We start from the raw sequence: 15,136 nt of genomic DNA, 5'->3' as shown, positions 1-15,136 counted from the left end.
CTAGATCAAACTATACAACAAAAAATTTGAATGATCGTTCAATCAATATTATATTGCCCATAATTTTCAATTGATTATTAGAAATACAAAAGGAGCAATAAATGAAAATTATAGATTTAAGTGTTGATATAGAAGATCGTACTCCCAATGATCCGCCATCTATGCCAACCGAAATCGACTATTGGGATCATGTAAAAGGATCGGAACATATTAAAACATTTTTCCCAACCGCAACCAATGATGATTTACCCAAAGGGTTAGGCTGGGCTATAGAATATATAAAACTAACTACACATAGTGGAACCCACCTTGATGCTCCTTGGCATTATCACCCAACCATGAATAATGGACAACGAGCAAGAACCATTGATGAAATGCCATTAGAGTGGTGTATCTCAGATGGTGTCATGTTGAATTTTTCACATTTTCCTGATGGTTATGTCGTAACCGCTCAAGACATAAAAGATGAATTAGATCGTATTGATTATAAATTAAAACCTTTAGATATTGTTCTCGTGCAATCTGGTGCACAAAAATACTTTGGTTCCAAAGAATATTTAGTTAAAGGCTGCGGAATGGGAAAAGAAGCCACTTTATACTTACTTAATCAAGGTATTAAAGTTGTCGGTACTGATGCCTGGAGTTGGGATAGCCCTCTGCCATTGGTCGCTGAAAAATTTAAAGAGACACATGATAAATCACTTATTTGGGAAGGACATTTTGCCGGAATTGAAAAAGAGTACTATCACCTTGAAAAACTTACTAATTTAGATAAATTACCTCCATTTGGCTTTAAAGTTTCATGTTTGCCGATAAAAATTAAAGGAGCAAGCGCTGGATGGACTCGAACTATAGCAATAATGTCTTAAATTACAGGAAATAAAACAATATGAAAACCAAGTTACTAAATAAATGGCATGTACTTGTAGGTGGTTTTTTTGGTTACATGTTCGACGCTATGGATATTACATTATTAGCTGTTTCATTACCCGCTATAATGAAGGACATGGATATGTCGATGTCAGAAGGTGGATTACTCGGTACTGCAACCTTATTAGGCGTAGGATTAAGTAGTGTTATTGTCGGTTGGTTTTCTGACAATTACGGTCGACGAAAATCACTCATTTGGAGTTTAATCCTTTTTGGGATACTAACAGCATTAATATCATTAAGTCCAAATTGGATAGTTTTATTGCTATTACGTTTTACTGCTGGTTTAGCCTTAGGTGGAGTTTGGGGTATCATTGCTGCCTATATTGCTGAATCATGGCCGACAAAACAACGAGGAAGAGCTGCCGCATTTGTATTAAGTTCATTCCCGGTTGGAGCTGGTATAGCCGCATTTCTTTCATCAGTCATTATTCCAGAATTCGGTTGGAGAGCACTATTTTTAGCCGGTGCAGGTTCAATATTTGCCGCTATTTATATTTATCTTTTTGTACCTGAATCTGAAGTATGGAAAAACCAAAAAGACGATAGAATCGCTAAAGGTGATATTAGTAATATTTCGATTAAAGAAATCTTCTCACCGGAACTATTATCACGAACAATTTTGGCAACACTTGTTTCGAGTTTTGCTTTTGTTGCTTACTGGGGCTCTACCACTTGGATCCCAACATTTTTAGTTCAAGTTCGTGGGCTTGATATAAAAACGATGTCATTATTTTTCTTAATACTAAATGTGGGTATGTTTATCGGTTATAACTTATTTGGTTGGTTATCCGATATTATAGGTCGTAAAAAAGCAATTATCTTATCGTTTATTGGTACTACTATTACTTTACCTATATACGTCATGGTAGAAGATCCTATGATGATATTATTAATGGGACCTTTTTATGCCTTCTTTATTTCATTTGTAGGATTATTTGGTTCCTATTTTGGCGAGTTATTTCCAACTCGAGTCAGAACATTAGGCGCAGGCTTCTGTTTTAATGCAGGGCGTGGAATATCAGCATTTTCACCATTCGTTCTTGGTTTTATTGCTGCAAAATATGGACTTACCGTTGGTATCGGTATCTGTGCAGTATTTTTCTTATTCTCTGCCATTACCATGTTCTTCTTACCAAATACTAAAATTAATTAAAAGGATTTAAATTATGAATGACAAAGTTATTATAACTGTTGCAACTACAGGTGCATTTCCCACTAAGGAACATAATCAAGCAATACCTATGACACCAAAAGAAATTGCTGATGATGTCTACAAATGTTGGAAAGCTGGTGCGGCAGTTGCTCATCTTCATATGCGAGATGAAAATGGTCAAGGCACAATGAGTGCTGAAAAATTTGAAGAGACAGTTTCATTAATTCGCCAAACTGGTTGCGATATTATTATTAATTGCACAACTTCTGGAGATCTTAATGCTACTGATGAGACAAGAATGATCCATTTATCCAAAGTAAAACCTGAAATGGCATCGTACGATTGTGGAACGATGAATTGGATGAACTCAACTGTTTTCTATAACACGCCACCATTTTTAGAAAAGCTTGGGCATTATATGCAAGAGCAGAATGTCAAACCAGAAATTGAAGTATTTGATGCAAGCTTTATTTATAATGCACTGTATTATCTAAAAAAAGGGGTATTGAAAGCACCATTACATTTCCAACTTTGCATGGGAGCGCCTGGAGGTATAGCGGCAACAATTGAAAATCTTGTCTTTTTGAAAAACTTATTACCAAGTGACTGTACATGGTCAGCATTTGGTATCGGTGCTAACCATTTACCTATTCTTTTAGCTACTATCGCAATGGGTGGTAATATTCGTATAGGTATGGAAGATAATATCTATTATGCGAAAGGAGAACTAGCTAAATCGAATAGTCAATTTGTCGAAAGAGCAGTTCGCATAATTAAAGAGGCTGGAAAACAACCCGCTACGCCAAACGAAGCGAGAAAAATACTTAGCCTAAATTAAGGATAAATGATAAGTGATAGAAGCCACCAATATATTTGGTGGCTATTTATTCAATATCTCCATCAATAAGAGGAACAAATTTTACTTCACCCATATTTTTAGTAATAAAATTATCACCATTGCGTTCGATTAGCTGTAATGTTTGTTTATTTTTACCCACAGGTATTACTAATCGTCCTTTATCGGCCAATTGTGTTAGAAGATTTTGTGGTACTTCAGCTGGTGCTGCGGTGACAATTATACCATCAAAGGGCCCGCGTTCTGGCCAACCTTGCCAACCATTACCATGACGAGTTGAAATATTATGAATATCGAGTTGCTTTAACCGTCGCTTAGTATTCCATTGTAAACTTTTTATTCTTTCCACTGAGCAAACATGGTCAACTAACTTAGCTAACACAGCAGTTTGGTATCCTGAGCCGGTACCAATTTCAAGCACTTTGGCACTCGGTGTTAACCTTAATAATTCAGTCATTTTTGCAACGATATAAGGTTGAGAGATAGTTTGACCGCTACCTATTGGTAAAGAACGGTTATCATAAGCTTGATGAGAAAGCGCTTCATCAACAAAATTTTCACGCGGTATCGAAGCTATAGCATCTAAAACACGATCATCTTTTATTCCTTGCTGGCGCAATAACTTAATCAAAGTCTGCATTTTTGAACTTTGCATTACTCTTTTCCAATTATCAATTCGCGTAAAACACTTGTAGCATAACAACCAGAAGGCAAATAGAAACTGATCTCAATATCATTTCCGCTAATCCATTGCCAATCAAGCTGTTCGGGGCGCAATAATATTGAACGCCTTATTGTTGCCATTCGTTCTTTTTTAAATAATTCTTCAAAACAAGACCAACGTTTTAAACAATTTGTTTCAAATTCTAAAGCAACTGATGTGGTGCCCAATGGTGAATCGCCAACCATTGGCGCAGTAATATTAATTTCGCCATTTTGCAAACGTTGTTGTAACAGTGGTAATTCTTCTGTGCTAGACACAAACCAACTATTACTTTTAGATAACTGTAATATATCACCATCAAGCACGGTTTGCTGAATATTTTGTTCAATTCTTTGGCTTACTATTTGATTAAAAATAGCACTGCGCGCGGCAGAAAGATAAAAACTTCTCTTTTTACGGTCTTTAACTGAAATTTCACCACTTGCCCATTTTATCGCTTGAGTGATGTTATTTTGTTCTCGTCCAAATCGTTGTTCACCAAAATAATTAGGAACACCATATTGTTTGATTAAGTTTAATTTTGGTTCGATCGCTTGTTTATTACTCAAGTTTCTTAAAATAATTTTAAAGCGATTACCTTTTAAAGCCCCTATTTTCAATTTTTTATTATGGCGATTAATTTGCAAAATTCTACAACCAGTTAAATCAAACTGTGAAAAATCGGGGGTTTCTTTACCTGGCATATGTAGACTAAACCATTGCTGAGTGACTGCTTGGCGATCTTTAAGGCCTGCATAACTTACATTTTTAGCGGAAATACCAACATATTTAGCTAACTGTTCAGCGACATAAACCGTGTTGCAATCTTTTTTTTCTAAATAAACTAAAATATGCTCACCTTCACCGGTAAGATCAAAACCGAGCTCTTCAATAACTAAGAAATCTTCATATTGCTGTTTATATAAACCATGAACTGTAGGTTTACCATAAAAATAATTAAGTTCTGCTAACACTTATATTGCCTATCGTTAATTTTGTATTTACTTTTTTGCTAATAATACTACCGCTTCACAAGCTATCCCTTCTTTACGACCAGTGAAGCCCAGTTGTTCTGTGGTGGTTGCTTTAACGCTAATTTGGTCAAAATGCACTTTTAAATCTTCGGCAATATTAACTCGCATCTGATCTACATGAGGCCTCATTTTGGGTTCTTGCGCAATAATGGTCGTATCTAAATTTACTAATTGATAATCTTTAGATTGAATAATTTGGTAAACTTCTTGTAATAGTAAACGACTGTTTATACCTCGGTATTTTGGATCGCTATCAGGAAATAGTTTACCAATATCGCCTAAAGCCAATGCGCCGATTAAAGCATCGGTAATGGCGTGTAATACCACATCACCATCAGAATGCGCAATAAGTCCATATTGATAAGGAATAGTTACGCCACCTAAGATAATTGGTCCTTCACCACCAAATTTGTGTACATCAAATCCATGACCTATTCGCATAATCTACCTATATTAAATTTGATTAGTTAAATAATATGTAGCCAAGTTTAAATCTTCTGGGCAAGTAATTTTTATGTTATCTCGACGGCACTCAACTAATAATGGATGCCCTCCACAATACTCAATCGCCGAAGCTTCATCAGTAATTGCTATATGATTATTTAATGCTCTATTTAAACATGCTTTAAGTTCACCAGCTTTAAATAACTGTGGTGTTGCCGCACCCCATAAATAAGTGCGATCGATAGAGTGATTAATAATATCTGGATTATTAGTATCAGCTTGCTTAATAGTATCACTAAGGGGCATTGCTAATATTCCGCCTTTATCTTCTTGTAAAACTCTGTTAATCAATTTAGTGATGTCTTGGTGAGTAACACAAGGTCTTGCGGCATCATGGACTAATGCCCACTTATTTTCAGAAACTAAATTTAAACCCGCTAAAACAGAATCGGCACGCGTTTTACCACCGTAAGTTACCTTAACTTTTGATGCGACATCAAGTGTGCTAAAAAGCTTATCTTCTTTGTTTATAACCACTACTACCTCACTGATTTTTGAGTGAGTTAATAATTTTTGTAAAGTGTGTTCCAAAATGGTCATTGCACCAATCTTTAAATATTGTTTAGGTAACTGACTTTCCATGCGGCAACCTATTCCTGCGGCAGGAACGATTGCGACAATATCACTTTTATTTGTCACGTAATGCCTTATTTTTGTGTTTTGGAATCAATAATTATTCGATAAAAATACTCATTAGGTTTAACCATACCCAAATGACTTCGAGCCCGTTCTTCTATTGCTTCATAACCTTTTTGCAAATCGTCAACTTCGGCAATCATCTGTTGATTGCGAGCCTTGAGTTTATCATTTTCTTGATGCAGACTTTTAAGCATTTGCAGATTATCTTGGTAATCATAAATATTGTTTTTACCATACCATAATGAGTACTGCAAATACCCTAGCACCAGAAGCAATATAAAGGGGATCTTCCACCTAATCATGAGTTTAATTGTTCTCTTAATTTAAATACATTTAACTGGTTTAGGTAAGCCCGCAAGTTTTGTTGCTTGTTTAGCAGGACCATCAGGAAATAATTTATATAAATACCGACTATTACCTTTTTCTGGGCCAAATTTTTTCTCCATTGCTTTAACCAACGCACGAATTGCAGGCGAAGTTTTATATTCTAAATAAAAATCACGAACAAATAAAATCACTTCCCAATGAGCATCAGTTAATTCAATCGACTCTTTGCTAGCTAATTCTGGCACTAAATTAACAGACCAATCCTGCCAATTTTTTAGATAGCCTTTTTCATCGGTTTCTATTTGATTTAACATTTTGCAAAACTTTGTTTGATATTTGCTGCGTATTATACTCGATTAATAAGATTGCAACACTAGTTTTGGCGAGTAAACAATCTAGTTTTGCTGAATTTCATCTAAATTTGGTGAAAATTAAAGCAGTCGATAAAAAATATTAAATTAACTATTTACAATTAAGTCCGACTCCTTTAATATGCACAGCCATTGCGGAAGTGTGGCTGAGCGGTTGAAAGCACCGGTCTTGAAAACCGGCGAGGGGCGACCCTCCCAGAGTTCGAATCTCTGCGCTTCCGCCATTTATTTTTATGGCAGAATCCACTGCAATATTATAGAATCCACTAAAATCTTGGTAATCATGAGGTTATGTGGATTTTTTTATTTCCATTTTTTCATTAATCTTATGCTTATCCAGAGTAATTCATTTCAATCCACACTTAGAACTTGTACCAAAACGTCCACCTAAAAATACTCGAACTATTTTGTATTTTTTATTAAATGCGCCTATCTCGTTCTACATAATTCAACACATTAAAAAAATGTTGCGGGATTATTCATGGCAAGGCTAATTGAACGTTATGCCGAATTAGTTAAAAAATTTCCTGCTTCAGAGAGTCATCATGCGTATTTGGAGGGAATGCTTGAACATGAACTAGAAATCATGGCATATGCATTAAAGTTTCGCCAATCTTATTTACTCCCGATTGGTGTTTCATCTGAAGAACGAAGTGCCTCAGAGGATATTTGGACAGTGGGTATTGCTTATGCTGCTTTAATTCATGATATTGGCAAGCTCGCGGTTGATATTCATGTTGAATACCAAGATGGTTTAATATGGCATCCTTGGCATGGTCCTTTAAAAGCTGCATATCGTTTCAAATATCGCAAAAATCGTGAATATCGTTTACACAGCGCTAGCACGGGACTTTTATATCGGCAAATAATTGACTCAAAATTGCTAGATTGGTTATCAAATTGTGCTGAATTATGGTCACTATTTACCTATTTCGTCACGGGACAAATGGAGCTTTCAGGCGTTGTTGGCAAACTCGTCACTAAAGCGGATCAAGCATCTGTATCACATTTGTTAGGTGGTAATTTTGATGCAGCTAAAAGCGCACCTAAACATTCACTGCAACGAAAACTGCTTTAAAGCTTCAATCAACAAACCACTGTCATTTGCTAAATAGCAGACACCTTGATAACTGCTTTGTTTTTTAGCGATATGGTGCGCCACTTTTGCTAAAGTTCAAGTTGAAGCAATACCAATACTGGCGGGTATCCCTGTATCATGCTTCACCACCGCCCTGATGTGTTGACAATGCGTCGTTACATCCGAAAAACCGTCTAACGCAATAAACGCTTCATCAATAGAATAAAGTTCTACATCTGAAGTATGTGCTCGCACAGTATCAAAAACACGCTTACTCATATCACCATACAATTCATAATTAGAGCTTAACAACGTTACTTGCTTACGAATAGCGGGGAGAATTTTAAAAGCCGGCATTCCCATCGGAACGAGTGGTTGTTTGACTAAATGCTCAGTTAAATCCAGTTTGCCTCTAAATAATCATCAGCAGGCGAAGGAAAACCCGCTCTAACTGGCGTATCGACCAACGGCAAATGATTAATGACAGCAGTATCAACAAGACCAAGCACAATACAACGAGATTCGTGCAAGAAAAAGTCTCCTAACAAACTGATTTAAAGAAAATCACCACTGTTTTTCTAATTATCGTGGTAAAAAAATAATATGCATAAATATACAGTATATAGTGCGAGCATCAATAGATTTTAGTGTAAAAAAATAGAAATAACATACAAAACGGGCTTCATGTTGGATAAGAGCTAAATAAATCTATGATGATTCAAGTGATTAAAAGTGAATACTTAATCTTTATCATAACGAGAAGGACAGATAGTTTGCAGGGGAATATCTAAAACTTTTGCTATACAAGATTCTAAATCTGTAAAATTTTTAATATTAATATGATTATCTCGTATCAATTGGTCAAGTCTGATCCCTTTTTGACTGAGTTCTGAGACTACTTTTCGTGGTGTCCAGTCGTTGCTTCACATGATACCCCCCCATCAATGAGCCTCACAATACAACAGACAACTTAAACAGCGGAACTAAGCTTAGCCAAAGAAAATAGACTCTCAAGTAAACCAATGGGTTGACATAACGGGAATTGAAACAGTGCTTTTATTGTTAAACAACACTCAATAGCTTGATCAGAATAAGTAGCAGATCTCCCCTACTTTTTAAATTCATCTAAACAATTATCAATAGTATTTCGATAAGTATCAAGCATTTTAGCCGGCGATGAAAAAAGTAAAATCTATTTTTGAAGCAATAATCATCAATTCTCAGTTTACATTGTTGGGCGGAAAAGGCAAAGTTGTCGCCAAGTTCAAGCAGAAAATTTGTAAGATGTTCGATCAATACTTTTTCAAGATCGGACTCTGAAGATTGATCTTTTATATTGACAAAAATTTACTATAAAACAGATAACTGATATAGTAAAAATAATAAATCAATGTATTCGTTCTTTGTAACAAAAGTTATTTATAGCTTTCTTATCTTAAAAATTAAATAAATATGGAGCATATCAAATATTATTTGTTGATTAAACTTAAATCCATTAACAATTAATGATTTAGAAAATTAATTCTATTTTATATATAGATTTGTTTTGTTAAATATTTTTCTGATAATGATGGAGCGGAGAATGGTAAATAAACTACAATCATATCATTGCTGTTTCCATGATGATTATTTCAAAAACATCATAACTAAATATTTTCAATTTAATTATATAAATATAGTAATTAATGCTGCAAATAGAAATTACAAGGTTGATCTATTTTACAATGAAATTGATAAAATATACCAAATTGGTGTCATAGGTTATGGCGGTATATTTCCAGCACCACAGAGTTGTTTTGTTCTTGAAGTAATAATTTTTAATCTAAAAATTATCCATGATATAGACATAAAAAAAATAATAATCCCTCCACTTTTTTCTTGCGAACTTTCTGTAGAAAACCTAAATAAGTATCTGAAAACAGAAATGACTACTCAAATAATTGTAATGCAAGAGTTTAGAGAGTTGGGTTATCGCTTATTTAAAGGTAGTGTGAGAACAGGTATTAGATGCGCAGAAAAAAATCAAATAACAGTTCATTGTTATAATAAAAATAATCGTAGTGAATTAATGTTTTTTTATGATTTATATATAAAAACCATGAAAAAAGTTAATGCTAATTATTGTATCAGTTTGCTTTTAATCGAAGATTTGCTTAATGATGAAAGAAATGCAGAACTATTTTTAGCTTACTATAATGGCAAAATTGTATCAGGTAGTATTATATTAAAATCAAAAAATAATATCTTTTATTGGATAAACGCTAGTGATAGTGTTTCATTGAAATTTAAACCAAATCATAAAGTACTCTCCATATTATTACTAAGTATTCAGATATTGATTATATCAACTTGGGGGTTTCACATAGTGATACATTAAGACAATTTAAAAAAACATGGGGAGCTAAGGATTTTAAATATTATGTGTTTGAAAAATCATTTTAAATATTATCGTTGGTTAAAAAATTAATTATTAGTTCAATTAACTAAGGAGTAACTATGAAATCAGTATTTTTTATACCAACAAATAAAAGTATTAAAGATAGTGTTAGTAGTTATATTAAGGAGATTTTATACGCAAATGATGTCTTGCAAGTTAATATTCCTTTAATTGTAGTTGAAACCAATGAATTTTCATCTATAGAAAATAATGAAATTATTAAATCATTAAAAAATCAATATCCAAAATTGAATATTCTACATCTATCTGTTGATGTACAGAAAAAATACTTTAAGTCACTTTTTAAAGGTATGGATGATGATTTCTATAAGATTTTTACTTATACAGGTACCGATTATGCTACTGCTATGAATAAATTAGGTTTATTTGCGTGTTCAATGGAGGCTAACGCCTATCATAGAAGAGATTCTGATACTTGTTTGTTATTTGATAGAAGGAGTGAAGCTAGGGAAGTCTATCCAATTGAGTATGAGTTAAAGTATTTAGGTAAACCAATAATGGAAATAGTTAATGACTTGGATATCAAAAATCTTAAACAAGATATAAACAATAAAAGACGAGTACTTGTGGTTGGTGGGAATTACTTAGGTGAGTGGAATCTTGATGTCAAAGATTTTGCAAAAGTGTCGTATGACTATGTTTATAAAATATATGAACTACTTGGTTTTAAATCTGAGCATATTATTGATATTTGCGATGATATATTCAAATTAGAGCAACCCGTTCCTCAAAATGATGTTATTTCCTTAGTTACTTCTGTTGACGATGGGTGTAATCCTGACTGTGGTAATGTTAGTGTCTATCGGCTATTTGAGTTTCTACCAAACTTACCTGGTAAAAATACATTAGCAGCGGATTATTTCGCTTTTGATACCTCGACTGCATTAGGCTACCCATCTGTACATCATACTAGACCCGTGTTTCATGAATATCATGATGAAAGATTTGAGTATGATAAAAAACTAAAATATTGGTATGGGATGTTAAAATTTGCAGATTATTTTTCATTATATGGAAGTATCTATAATGATAAGCTTATTGATAACTTTTGTGATTATGATGATTGCTTCGTTTCTCAACAAATGTGTGAGTCTCTTTCTGAAAAAATAGCATCATTTGCTTCTAATGATACTAAAAGAGAAGAGCATATAATCAGAATTATTGATGAAGTATTATTAAAGTTCGATGAAAATTATTCAAAGATAGGACAAGAATTAAGGAAAGTCACTGCAAAATGTATTGCCGAATGTAATGAAGAATATTTCTTACACGTTAAACTCTTAAAAAACTGGAGTAAAATCATAGTACAGGCCAAGAACATTAGTTTAATGGATTTTATTGTTGATCATTAAGTAAAATTAATATGCTGAGGTGCTGTTATGAACAATACAAATAATAGAGAATTTGAAATTGCAATAATAGGAATGGGGGTATGTCGGTTTACCTCTTTTCCTTGAATTTTCTAAAATTTATAAAACAATAGGTTTTGATATTGATAGCAAAAAAATCGAGAGATTAAAAAAACATATAATACTTCAAATATGACCTACAGTAGCGATGATTTACTTAATTCTAATTTTTATATAATTGTTGTTCCGACTCCTATTGATACTAAAAATAAACCTGATTTAAGTTGTTTATTTTCAGCAACGGAAACCATTGCGCGAAAATTAAAGAAAGGGGAATACCCTTTTGATCACCAGCCATAATTAAACCTGGTAGCTGATTCATTGCTCTTGGTGTAAACAACCGCATACTATCTGGTCGTCTACGCCAGACGTCTCCTATACGTTCATCTCTTTCTAATATAAGAACAGTGATATTTTTTTAGTCAGAAATAATGATGCTAAACACAGTCCAGCTTGTCCAGCACCAATGATTACACAGTCGTAAGTCATGAATTTTATCTTCTAATTGATATATGTTGGGTGAGCATATATCTATTCAAAGGTTATTTAATTGAATAAACTAGCTATATTAGATCTCTCATTCTTTTTTTTAAATGAAAATAATTGTCAAAGAATAAATAACTATATGAAATATAGAGAGTTAAATAAATTAATGATTTTTTTATAAAATGAAGTCAGCTTATTTGTTCAAGACAATATTACTCACCCATTTATACAATGCTGTTAACTTTTCACAATCTAATAACCAAACAAGAGATGGAGTAACATAATGGAAAATAATAAGGAAGTGGTTATGTCTGTGAATTTTTTACTCGGTTATGGGGGTAATTATATTACGGGTCAAACTCTAGTTATTGATGGTGGAATGTCTGCTTAATGAAATAGCATATTGTGATGCTGTTCATAGGAGCAATGATTAAAATGAAAGATGTAAATGGAGTGTACGATGGAAAACAACACCGATGGCCGACAATTCAATGGTTTAACACGATATAAAAAATTGATTATTTTATCTGTTATTTTCCTAGTTTCAGGGATAGGATACTTCATTTTTTGGTACATGTTTTCTCGGTTTACACAATCTACAGATAATGCGTATGTTATGGGAAATCAAATTCCAATTCATACTCAAATAAGCGGAGGAATCTCCTCCATTTACGTTGATGATAATGACTTTGTGAGAAAAAAAGATGTTATCGCTCAATTAGAATCAATTGATGCTGAAAATAATTTTAGTTATGCAAAAAATGAATTAGCCAAGGTAATAAGAGAAACTCAACAGATCAAACTAACAACTGAAAAATTGTTAGCAAGTATTCAATTAAAACAAGCGACATTAGATAAATTAGAAAAAGATTTAGCTCGGAGAGAAGGCCTTTGGTCTCGTAATGCTATTTCACAAGAAGAAATAGAGCATGCTAGGCAAGATGTATTAATTGCGTCAAATGACTTAAATATTTCCAAGCAAGAGTTAGAAATTAATAATGCCCTATTAATGCAGAATTCATTATTAGAACAGCCACGTATTCAGCAAGCTATTTCGAAACTAAAGGAAGCTTGGCTTAACTTAAAACGAGTAACAATTGTTTCCCCTGTCACTGGTTATGTTTCGAGGCGCCAAGTCCAAGTTGGAACACAGGTTAATAGGGGAGAACGATTATTAGTTATTGTTCCTTTGGATCAAGTTTGGGTAGAAGCTAACTTTAAAGAAGTTCAACTAAAACACATTCGATTAGGACAAAAAGTTAAGTTAACTAGTGATTATTATGGAGATGATATTAAATTCGACGGGGTGATTACAGGAATTGCTATGGGAACAGGAAGTGCATTTTCGTTATTACCAGCACAAAATGCAACAGGAAACTGGATTAAAGTAGTTCAGCGTTTACCTGTTCGTATTGAATTGAATAAAGAGCAAATTAAGGAATATCCATTACGGGTAGGGTTATCTATGTATGTAACAGTGGATACCAGTGATGTAAGTGGAAAATTACTTACTGATATTTCACCTCAAGAAATTAAATATCAAACAGATGTACTTGCTTACGACTTAGATGAATTCGAGCAACTAGTACGAGAAATTATGCAAAATAACTTAATTTTAGAGAGTAATATTCAGTGAATCATAAAATGTCACCATTATATCTATCAGGTGCAAAATTAATTGGGCTTATTGTTGCATTGGCAACAGTGGCCTTCTTACAAATTTTAGATTTAACAATTGCCAATGTAGCTCTCTCTACTATTGCTGGAAACCTAGGAACATCAAGTAGCCAAGCAACATGGGTAATTACATCATTTGCCGTATCCAATGCCATTTCAATTCCTTTATCTGGATGGCTAGCTAAGTACTTTGGGGAAGTTAAGTTATTTTTGTTTTCAATTTTGTTGTTTGTTTTAGCCTCTTGGTTATGTGGTGTCTCCAACAGCCTTGAAATGTTAATTATTTCACGAGTACTACAAGGTGCGGTTTCTGGGCCAATTATTCCTCTTTCTCAAAGCTTATTATTAGCTAACTCACCAGATTCCAAAAAAAATATGTCTTTAGCAATATGGTCGATGACTATTATTATTGCTCCCGTCTGTGGACCTATTTTGGGTGGATGGATAAGTGATAATTTATTTTGGGGCTGGATTTTTTTACTAAATGTGCCAATTGGTCTAATAGCTTGGATAAGTACTAAAATATTATTAAAAGGACGAGAAACAGAAATAAGTAAATCTCGAATAGATACTATCGGGCTTGCTTTATTAATATTTGGAGTTGGTAGTTTACAACTTATTTTAGATAGAGGGAAAGAACTGGATTGGTTTAGTTCATCTGAAATTATTATTTTATCTGTGATAGCGTTAGTAACACTTTCTTTTTTTGTTCTTTGGGAAATGACATCGAATCATCCTATTGTTGATCTATCTTTATTTAGATCAAGAAATTTTACAGTAGGGACGATTTGCATAAGTTTGGCATTTTTGCTACATATAGGGACATTAGTTATGCAACCACAGCTATTACAACGAGTTTTTGGTTATACTGCAACGTGGGCAGGATTAGCATTGTCTCCCATCGGTTTAGTTCCTATCGTTCTTGCTCCAATAGTCGGTCGTTTTGTTCCTTATTTAGATATGAGGAAGCTTGTGACTTTTGGTTTCATTGTTTTTGCTTTGTGCTTTTTTTGGAGAGCTTACTCGTTTGAGCCTAATATGGATTTTTCGAGTTCTGCATGGCCCCAATTCTTTCAAGGATTTGCGATAGCATGCTTTGTTATGCCTCTGAATATAATAATTTTAACTGATATACCTTCTCACAAGTTAGCGGCAGCAGGAAGTTTATTTAATTTTTTTAGAACATTATCTACTTCCATTGGTACTTCTTTAACAAATTCATTATGGGAACATCGTGAAGCAATTCATCACAACCAACTAACTGATCTAATGAATCAAAATATACAAACGCTAGAATACACATATCAGCAGTTTCAGTTGCAAGGTTTTTCTGAAACTCAAGCTTCGGCAAAACTAGCACAAAATATTACTAATCAGGGGCTGGTAATCGCAACAAACGAAATTTTTTGGCTATATGGAATTATTTTTCTACTATTAATCATAGTTGTTTGGTTTGCAAAATCAACCATTACATCAAAGAATGAAATAGAAAAATAGTTGGTTAGATA

Annotated in this window: 17 protein-coding genes, 1 tRNA gene and 3 pseudogenes; 10 read left to right on the top strand and 11 right to left on the bottom strand. The window is 33.5% G+C overall.

What is annotated here, in order from left to right; genetic code table 11:
- The first annotated feature begins 101 nt into the window (after nucleotides 1–101).
- From DKK79_RS03880 to DKK79_RS03870, 3 genes are read left to right on the top strand one after another with little or no spacing between them, the layout of a single operon-like run.
- Nucleotides 102–869: a cyclase family protein gene (locus DKK79_RS03880; protein WP_110422916.1), complete on the top strand. Its 768-nt coding sequence runs from the start codon at nucleotides 102–104 to the stop codon at nucleotides 867–869.
- Nucleotides 870–889: 20 nt separating this feature from the next.
- A complete protein-coding gene (locus DKK79_RS03875; RefSeq protein WP_110422915.1) occupies nucleotides 890–2,086 on the top strand; it encodes an MFS transporter in 1,197 nt (398 codons plus the stop codon).
- Nucleotides 2,087–2,099: 13 nt separating this feature from the next.
- Nucleotides 2,100–2,924, top strand: a complete 825-nt coding sequence (locus DKK79_RS03870) for a 3-keto-5-aminohexanoate cleavage protein (protein ID WP_034884505.1) — start codon at nucleotides 2,100–2,102, stop codon at nucleotides 2,922–2,924.
- A gap of 46 nt (nucleotides 2,925–2,970) precedes the next feature.
- On the opposite strand, the gene DKK79_RS03865 is transcribed toward DKK79_RS03870, so the two are convergent.
- From DKK79_RS03865 to DKK79_RS03840, 6 genes are read right to left on the bottom strand one after another with little or no spacing between them, the layout of a single operon-like run.
- Nucleotides 2,971–3,597, bottom strand: a complete 627-nt coding sequence (locus tag DKK79_RS03865; RefSeq protein ID WP_034884503.1) for a protein-L-isoaspartate(D-aspartate) O-methyltransferase — start codon at nucleotides 3,595–3,597, stop codon at nucleotides 2,971–2,973.
- Nucleotides 3,597–4,619 carry a tRNA pseudouridine(13) synthase TruD gene (gene truD, locus DKK79_RS03860; protein ID WP_110422914.1) on the bottom strand — a complete coding sequence of 341 codons (1,023 nt, stop codon included), beginning with the start codon at nucleotides 4,617–4,619 and terminating at the stop codon, nucleotides 3,597–3,599. Before truD ends, DKK79_RS03865 begins: the two co-directional genes overlap by 1 nt.
- Nucleotides 4,620–4,646: 27 nt before the next feature.
- Nucleotides 4,647–5,120: a 2-C-methyl-D-erythritol 2,4-cyclodiphosphate synthase gene (gene ispF, locus DKK79_RS03855; protein ID WP_110422913.1), complete on the bottom strand. Its 474-nt coding sequence runs from the start codon at nucleotides 5,118–5,120 to the stop codon at nucleotides 4,647–4,649.
- Nucleotides 5,121–5,132: 12 nt separating this feature from the next.
- The gene (gene ispD / locus DKK79_RS03850; protein WP_258363430.1) at nucleotides 5,133–5,822 is read right to left on the bottom strand and encodes a 2-C-methyl-D-erythritol 4-phosphate cytidylyltransferase; all 690 of its coding nucleotides are present in this window, start codon (nucleotides 5,820–5,822) and stop codon (nucleotides 5,133–5,135) included.
- A gap of 8 nt (nucleotides 5,823–5,830) precedes the next feature.
- Nucleotides 5,831–6,124 (bottom strand): cell division protein FtsB, encoded by a 294-nt coding sequence (ftsB, locus tag DKK79_RS03845; protein WP_110422912.1) that lies wholly within the window; start codon nucleotides 6,122–6,124, stop codon nucleotides 5,831–5,833.
- 21 nt (nucleotides 6,125–6,145) lie between these two features.
- Nucleotides 6,146–6,463 (bottom strand): TusE/DsrC/DsvC family sulfur relay protein, encoded by a 318-nt coding sequence (locus DKK79_RS03840; RefSeq protein ID WP_110422911.1) that lies wholly within the window; start codon nucleotides 6,461–6,463, stop codon nucleotides 6,146–6,148.
- A 193-nt stretch (nucleotides 6,464–6,656) separates the two neighbouring features.
- Between DKK79_RS03840 and DKK79_RS03835 the strand changes: the two genes are divergently transcribed.
- Nucleotides 6,657–6,744 (top strand) — tRNA-Ser (locus DKK79_RS03835).
- Between the two features lie 236 nt (nucleotides 6,745–6,980).
- Nucleotides 6,981–7,595: pseudogene (locus DKK79_RS03830) on the top strand (TraI domain-containing protein); the annotation flags it as partial.
- A gap of 99 nt (nucleotides 7,596–7,694) precedes the next feature.
- On the opposite strand, the gene DKK79_RS14450 reads toward DKK79_RS03830, so the two are convergent.
- The 5 genes and pseudogenes from DKK79_RS14450 to DKK79_RS14850 all read right to left on the bottom strand — a co-directional run bounded on the left by DKK79_RS14450 (nucleotide 7,695) and on the right by DKK79_RS14850 (nucleotide 8,933).
- Entirely contained in the window at nucleotides 7,695–7,955 is a 261-nt protein-coding gene (locus DKK79_RS14450; RefSeq protein ID WP_181415223.1) for a Y-family DNA polymerase, read from the bottom strand.
- A gap of 38 nt (nucleotides 7,956–7,993) precedes the next feature.
- A complete protein-coding gene (locus DKK79_RS14675; protein ID WP_258363429.1) occupies nucleotides 7,994–8,128 on the bottom strand; it encodes a hypothetical protein in 135 nt (44 codons plus the stop codon).
- 210 nt (nucleotides 8,129–8,338) lie between these two features.
- A pseudogene (locus DKK79_RS14860) lies at nucleotides 8,339–8,503 on the bottom strand (hypothetical protein); the annotation flags it as partial.
- Nucleotides 8,504–8,568: 65 nt separating this feature from the next.
- Nucleotides 8,569–8,694, bottom strand: a pseudogene (locus DKK79_RS14855) (transposase); the annotation flags it as partial.
- Between the two features lie 29 nt (nucleotides 8,695–8,723).
- Nucleotides 8,724–8,933 carry a PDDEXK nuclease domain-containing protein gene (locus DKK79_RS14850; protein ID WP_375537969.1) on the bottom strand — a complete coding sequence of 70 codons (210 nt, stop codon included), beginning with the start codon at nucleotides 8,931–8,933 and terminating at the stop codon, nucleotides 8,724–8,726.
- A 247-nt stretch (nucleotides 8,934–9,180) separates the two neighbouring features.
- On the opposite strand from DKK79_RS14850, the gene DKK79_RS03800 reads away from it, so the two are divergent.
- The 5 genes from DKK79_RS03800 (at nucleotide 9,181) to DKK79_RS03775 (ending at nucleotide 15,125) form a co-directional block, all read left to right on the top strand.
- The gene (locus DKK79_RS03800) at nucleotides 9,181–9,975 is read left to right on the top strand and encodes a hypothetical protein (RefSeq protein ID WP_110422908.1); all 795 of its coding nucleotides are present in this window, start codon (nucleotides 9,181–9,183) and stop codon (nucleotides 9,973–9,975) included.
- A gap of 119 nt (nucleotides 9,976–10,094) precedes the next feature.
- A complete protein-coding gene (locus DKK79_RS14445) occupies nucleotides 10,095–11,408 on the top strand; it encodes a DUF6271 family protein (RefSeq protein WP_065603096.1) in 1,314 nt (437 codons plus the stop codon).
- Between the two features lie 189 nt (nucleotides 11,409–11,597).
- The gene (locus DKK79_RS14845; RefSeq protein ID WP_110422907.1) at nucleotides 11,598–11,765 is read left to right on the top strand and encodes a hypothetical protein; all 168 of its coding nucleotides are present in this window, start codon (nucleotides 11,598–11,600) and stop codon (nucleotides 11,763–11,765) included.
- 646 nt (nucleotides 11,766–12,411) lie between these two features.
- Nucleotides 12,412–13,587 (top strand): HlyD family secretion protein, encoded by a 1,176-nt coding sequence (locus tag DKK79_RS03780; protein WP_086336422.1) that lies wholly within the window; start codon nucleotides 12,412–12,414, stop codon nucleotides 13,585–13,587.
- Nucleotides 13,588–13,595: 8 nt separating this feature from the next.
- On the top strand, nucleotides 13,596–15,125 hold the full coding sequence (locus DKK79_RS03775) for a DHA2 family efflux MFS transporter permease subunit (RefSeq protein WP_110423299.1): 1,530 nt from the start codon (nucleotides 13,596–13,598) through the stop codon (nucleotides 15,123–15,125).
- Nucleotides 15,126–15,136 lie beyond the last annotated feature (11 nt).

The organism is Gilliamella apicola (assembly GCF_003202915.1).
Lineage (GTDB): Bacteria > Pseudomonadota > Gammaproteobacteria > Enterobacterales > Orbaceae > Gilliamella > Gilliamella apicola_Q.
This window is presented reverse-complemented; position numbering and strand designations above follow the sequence as displayed.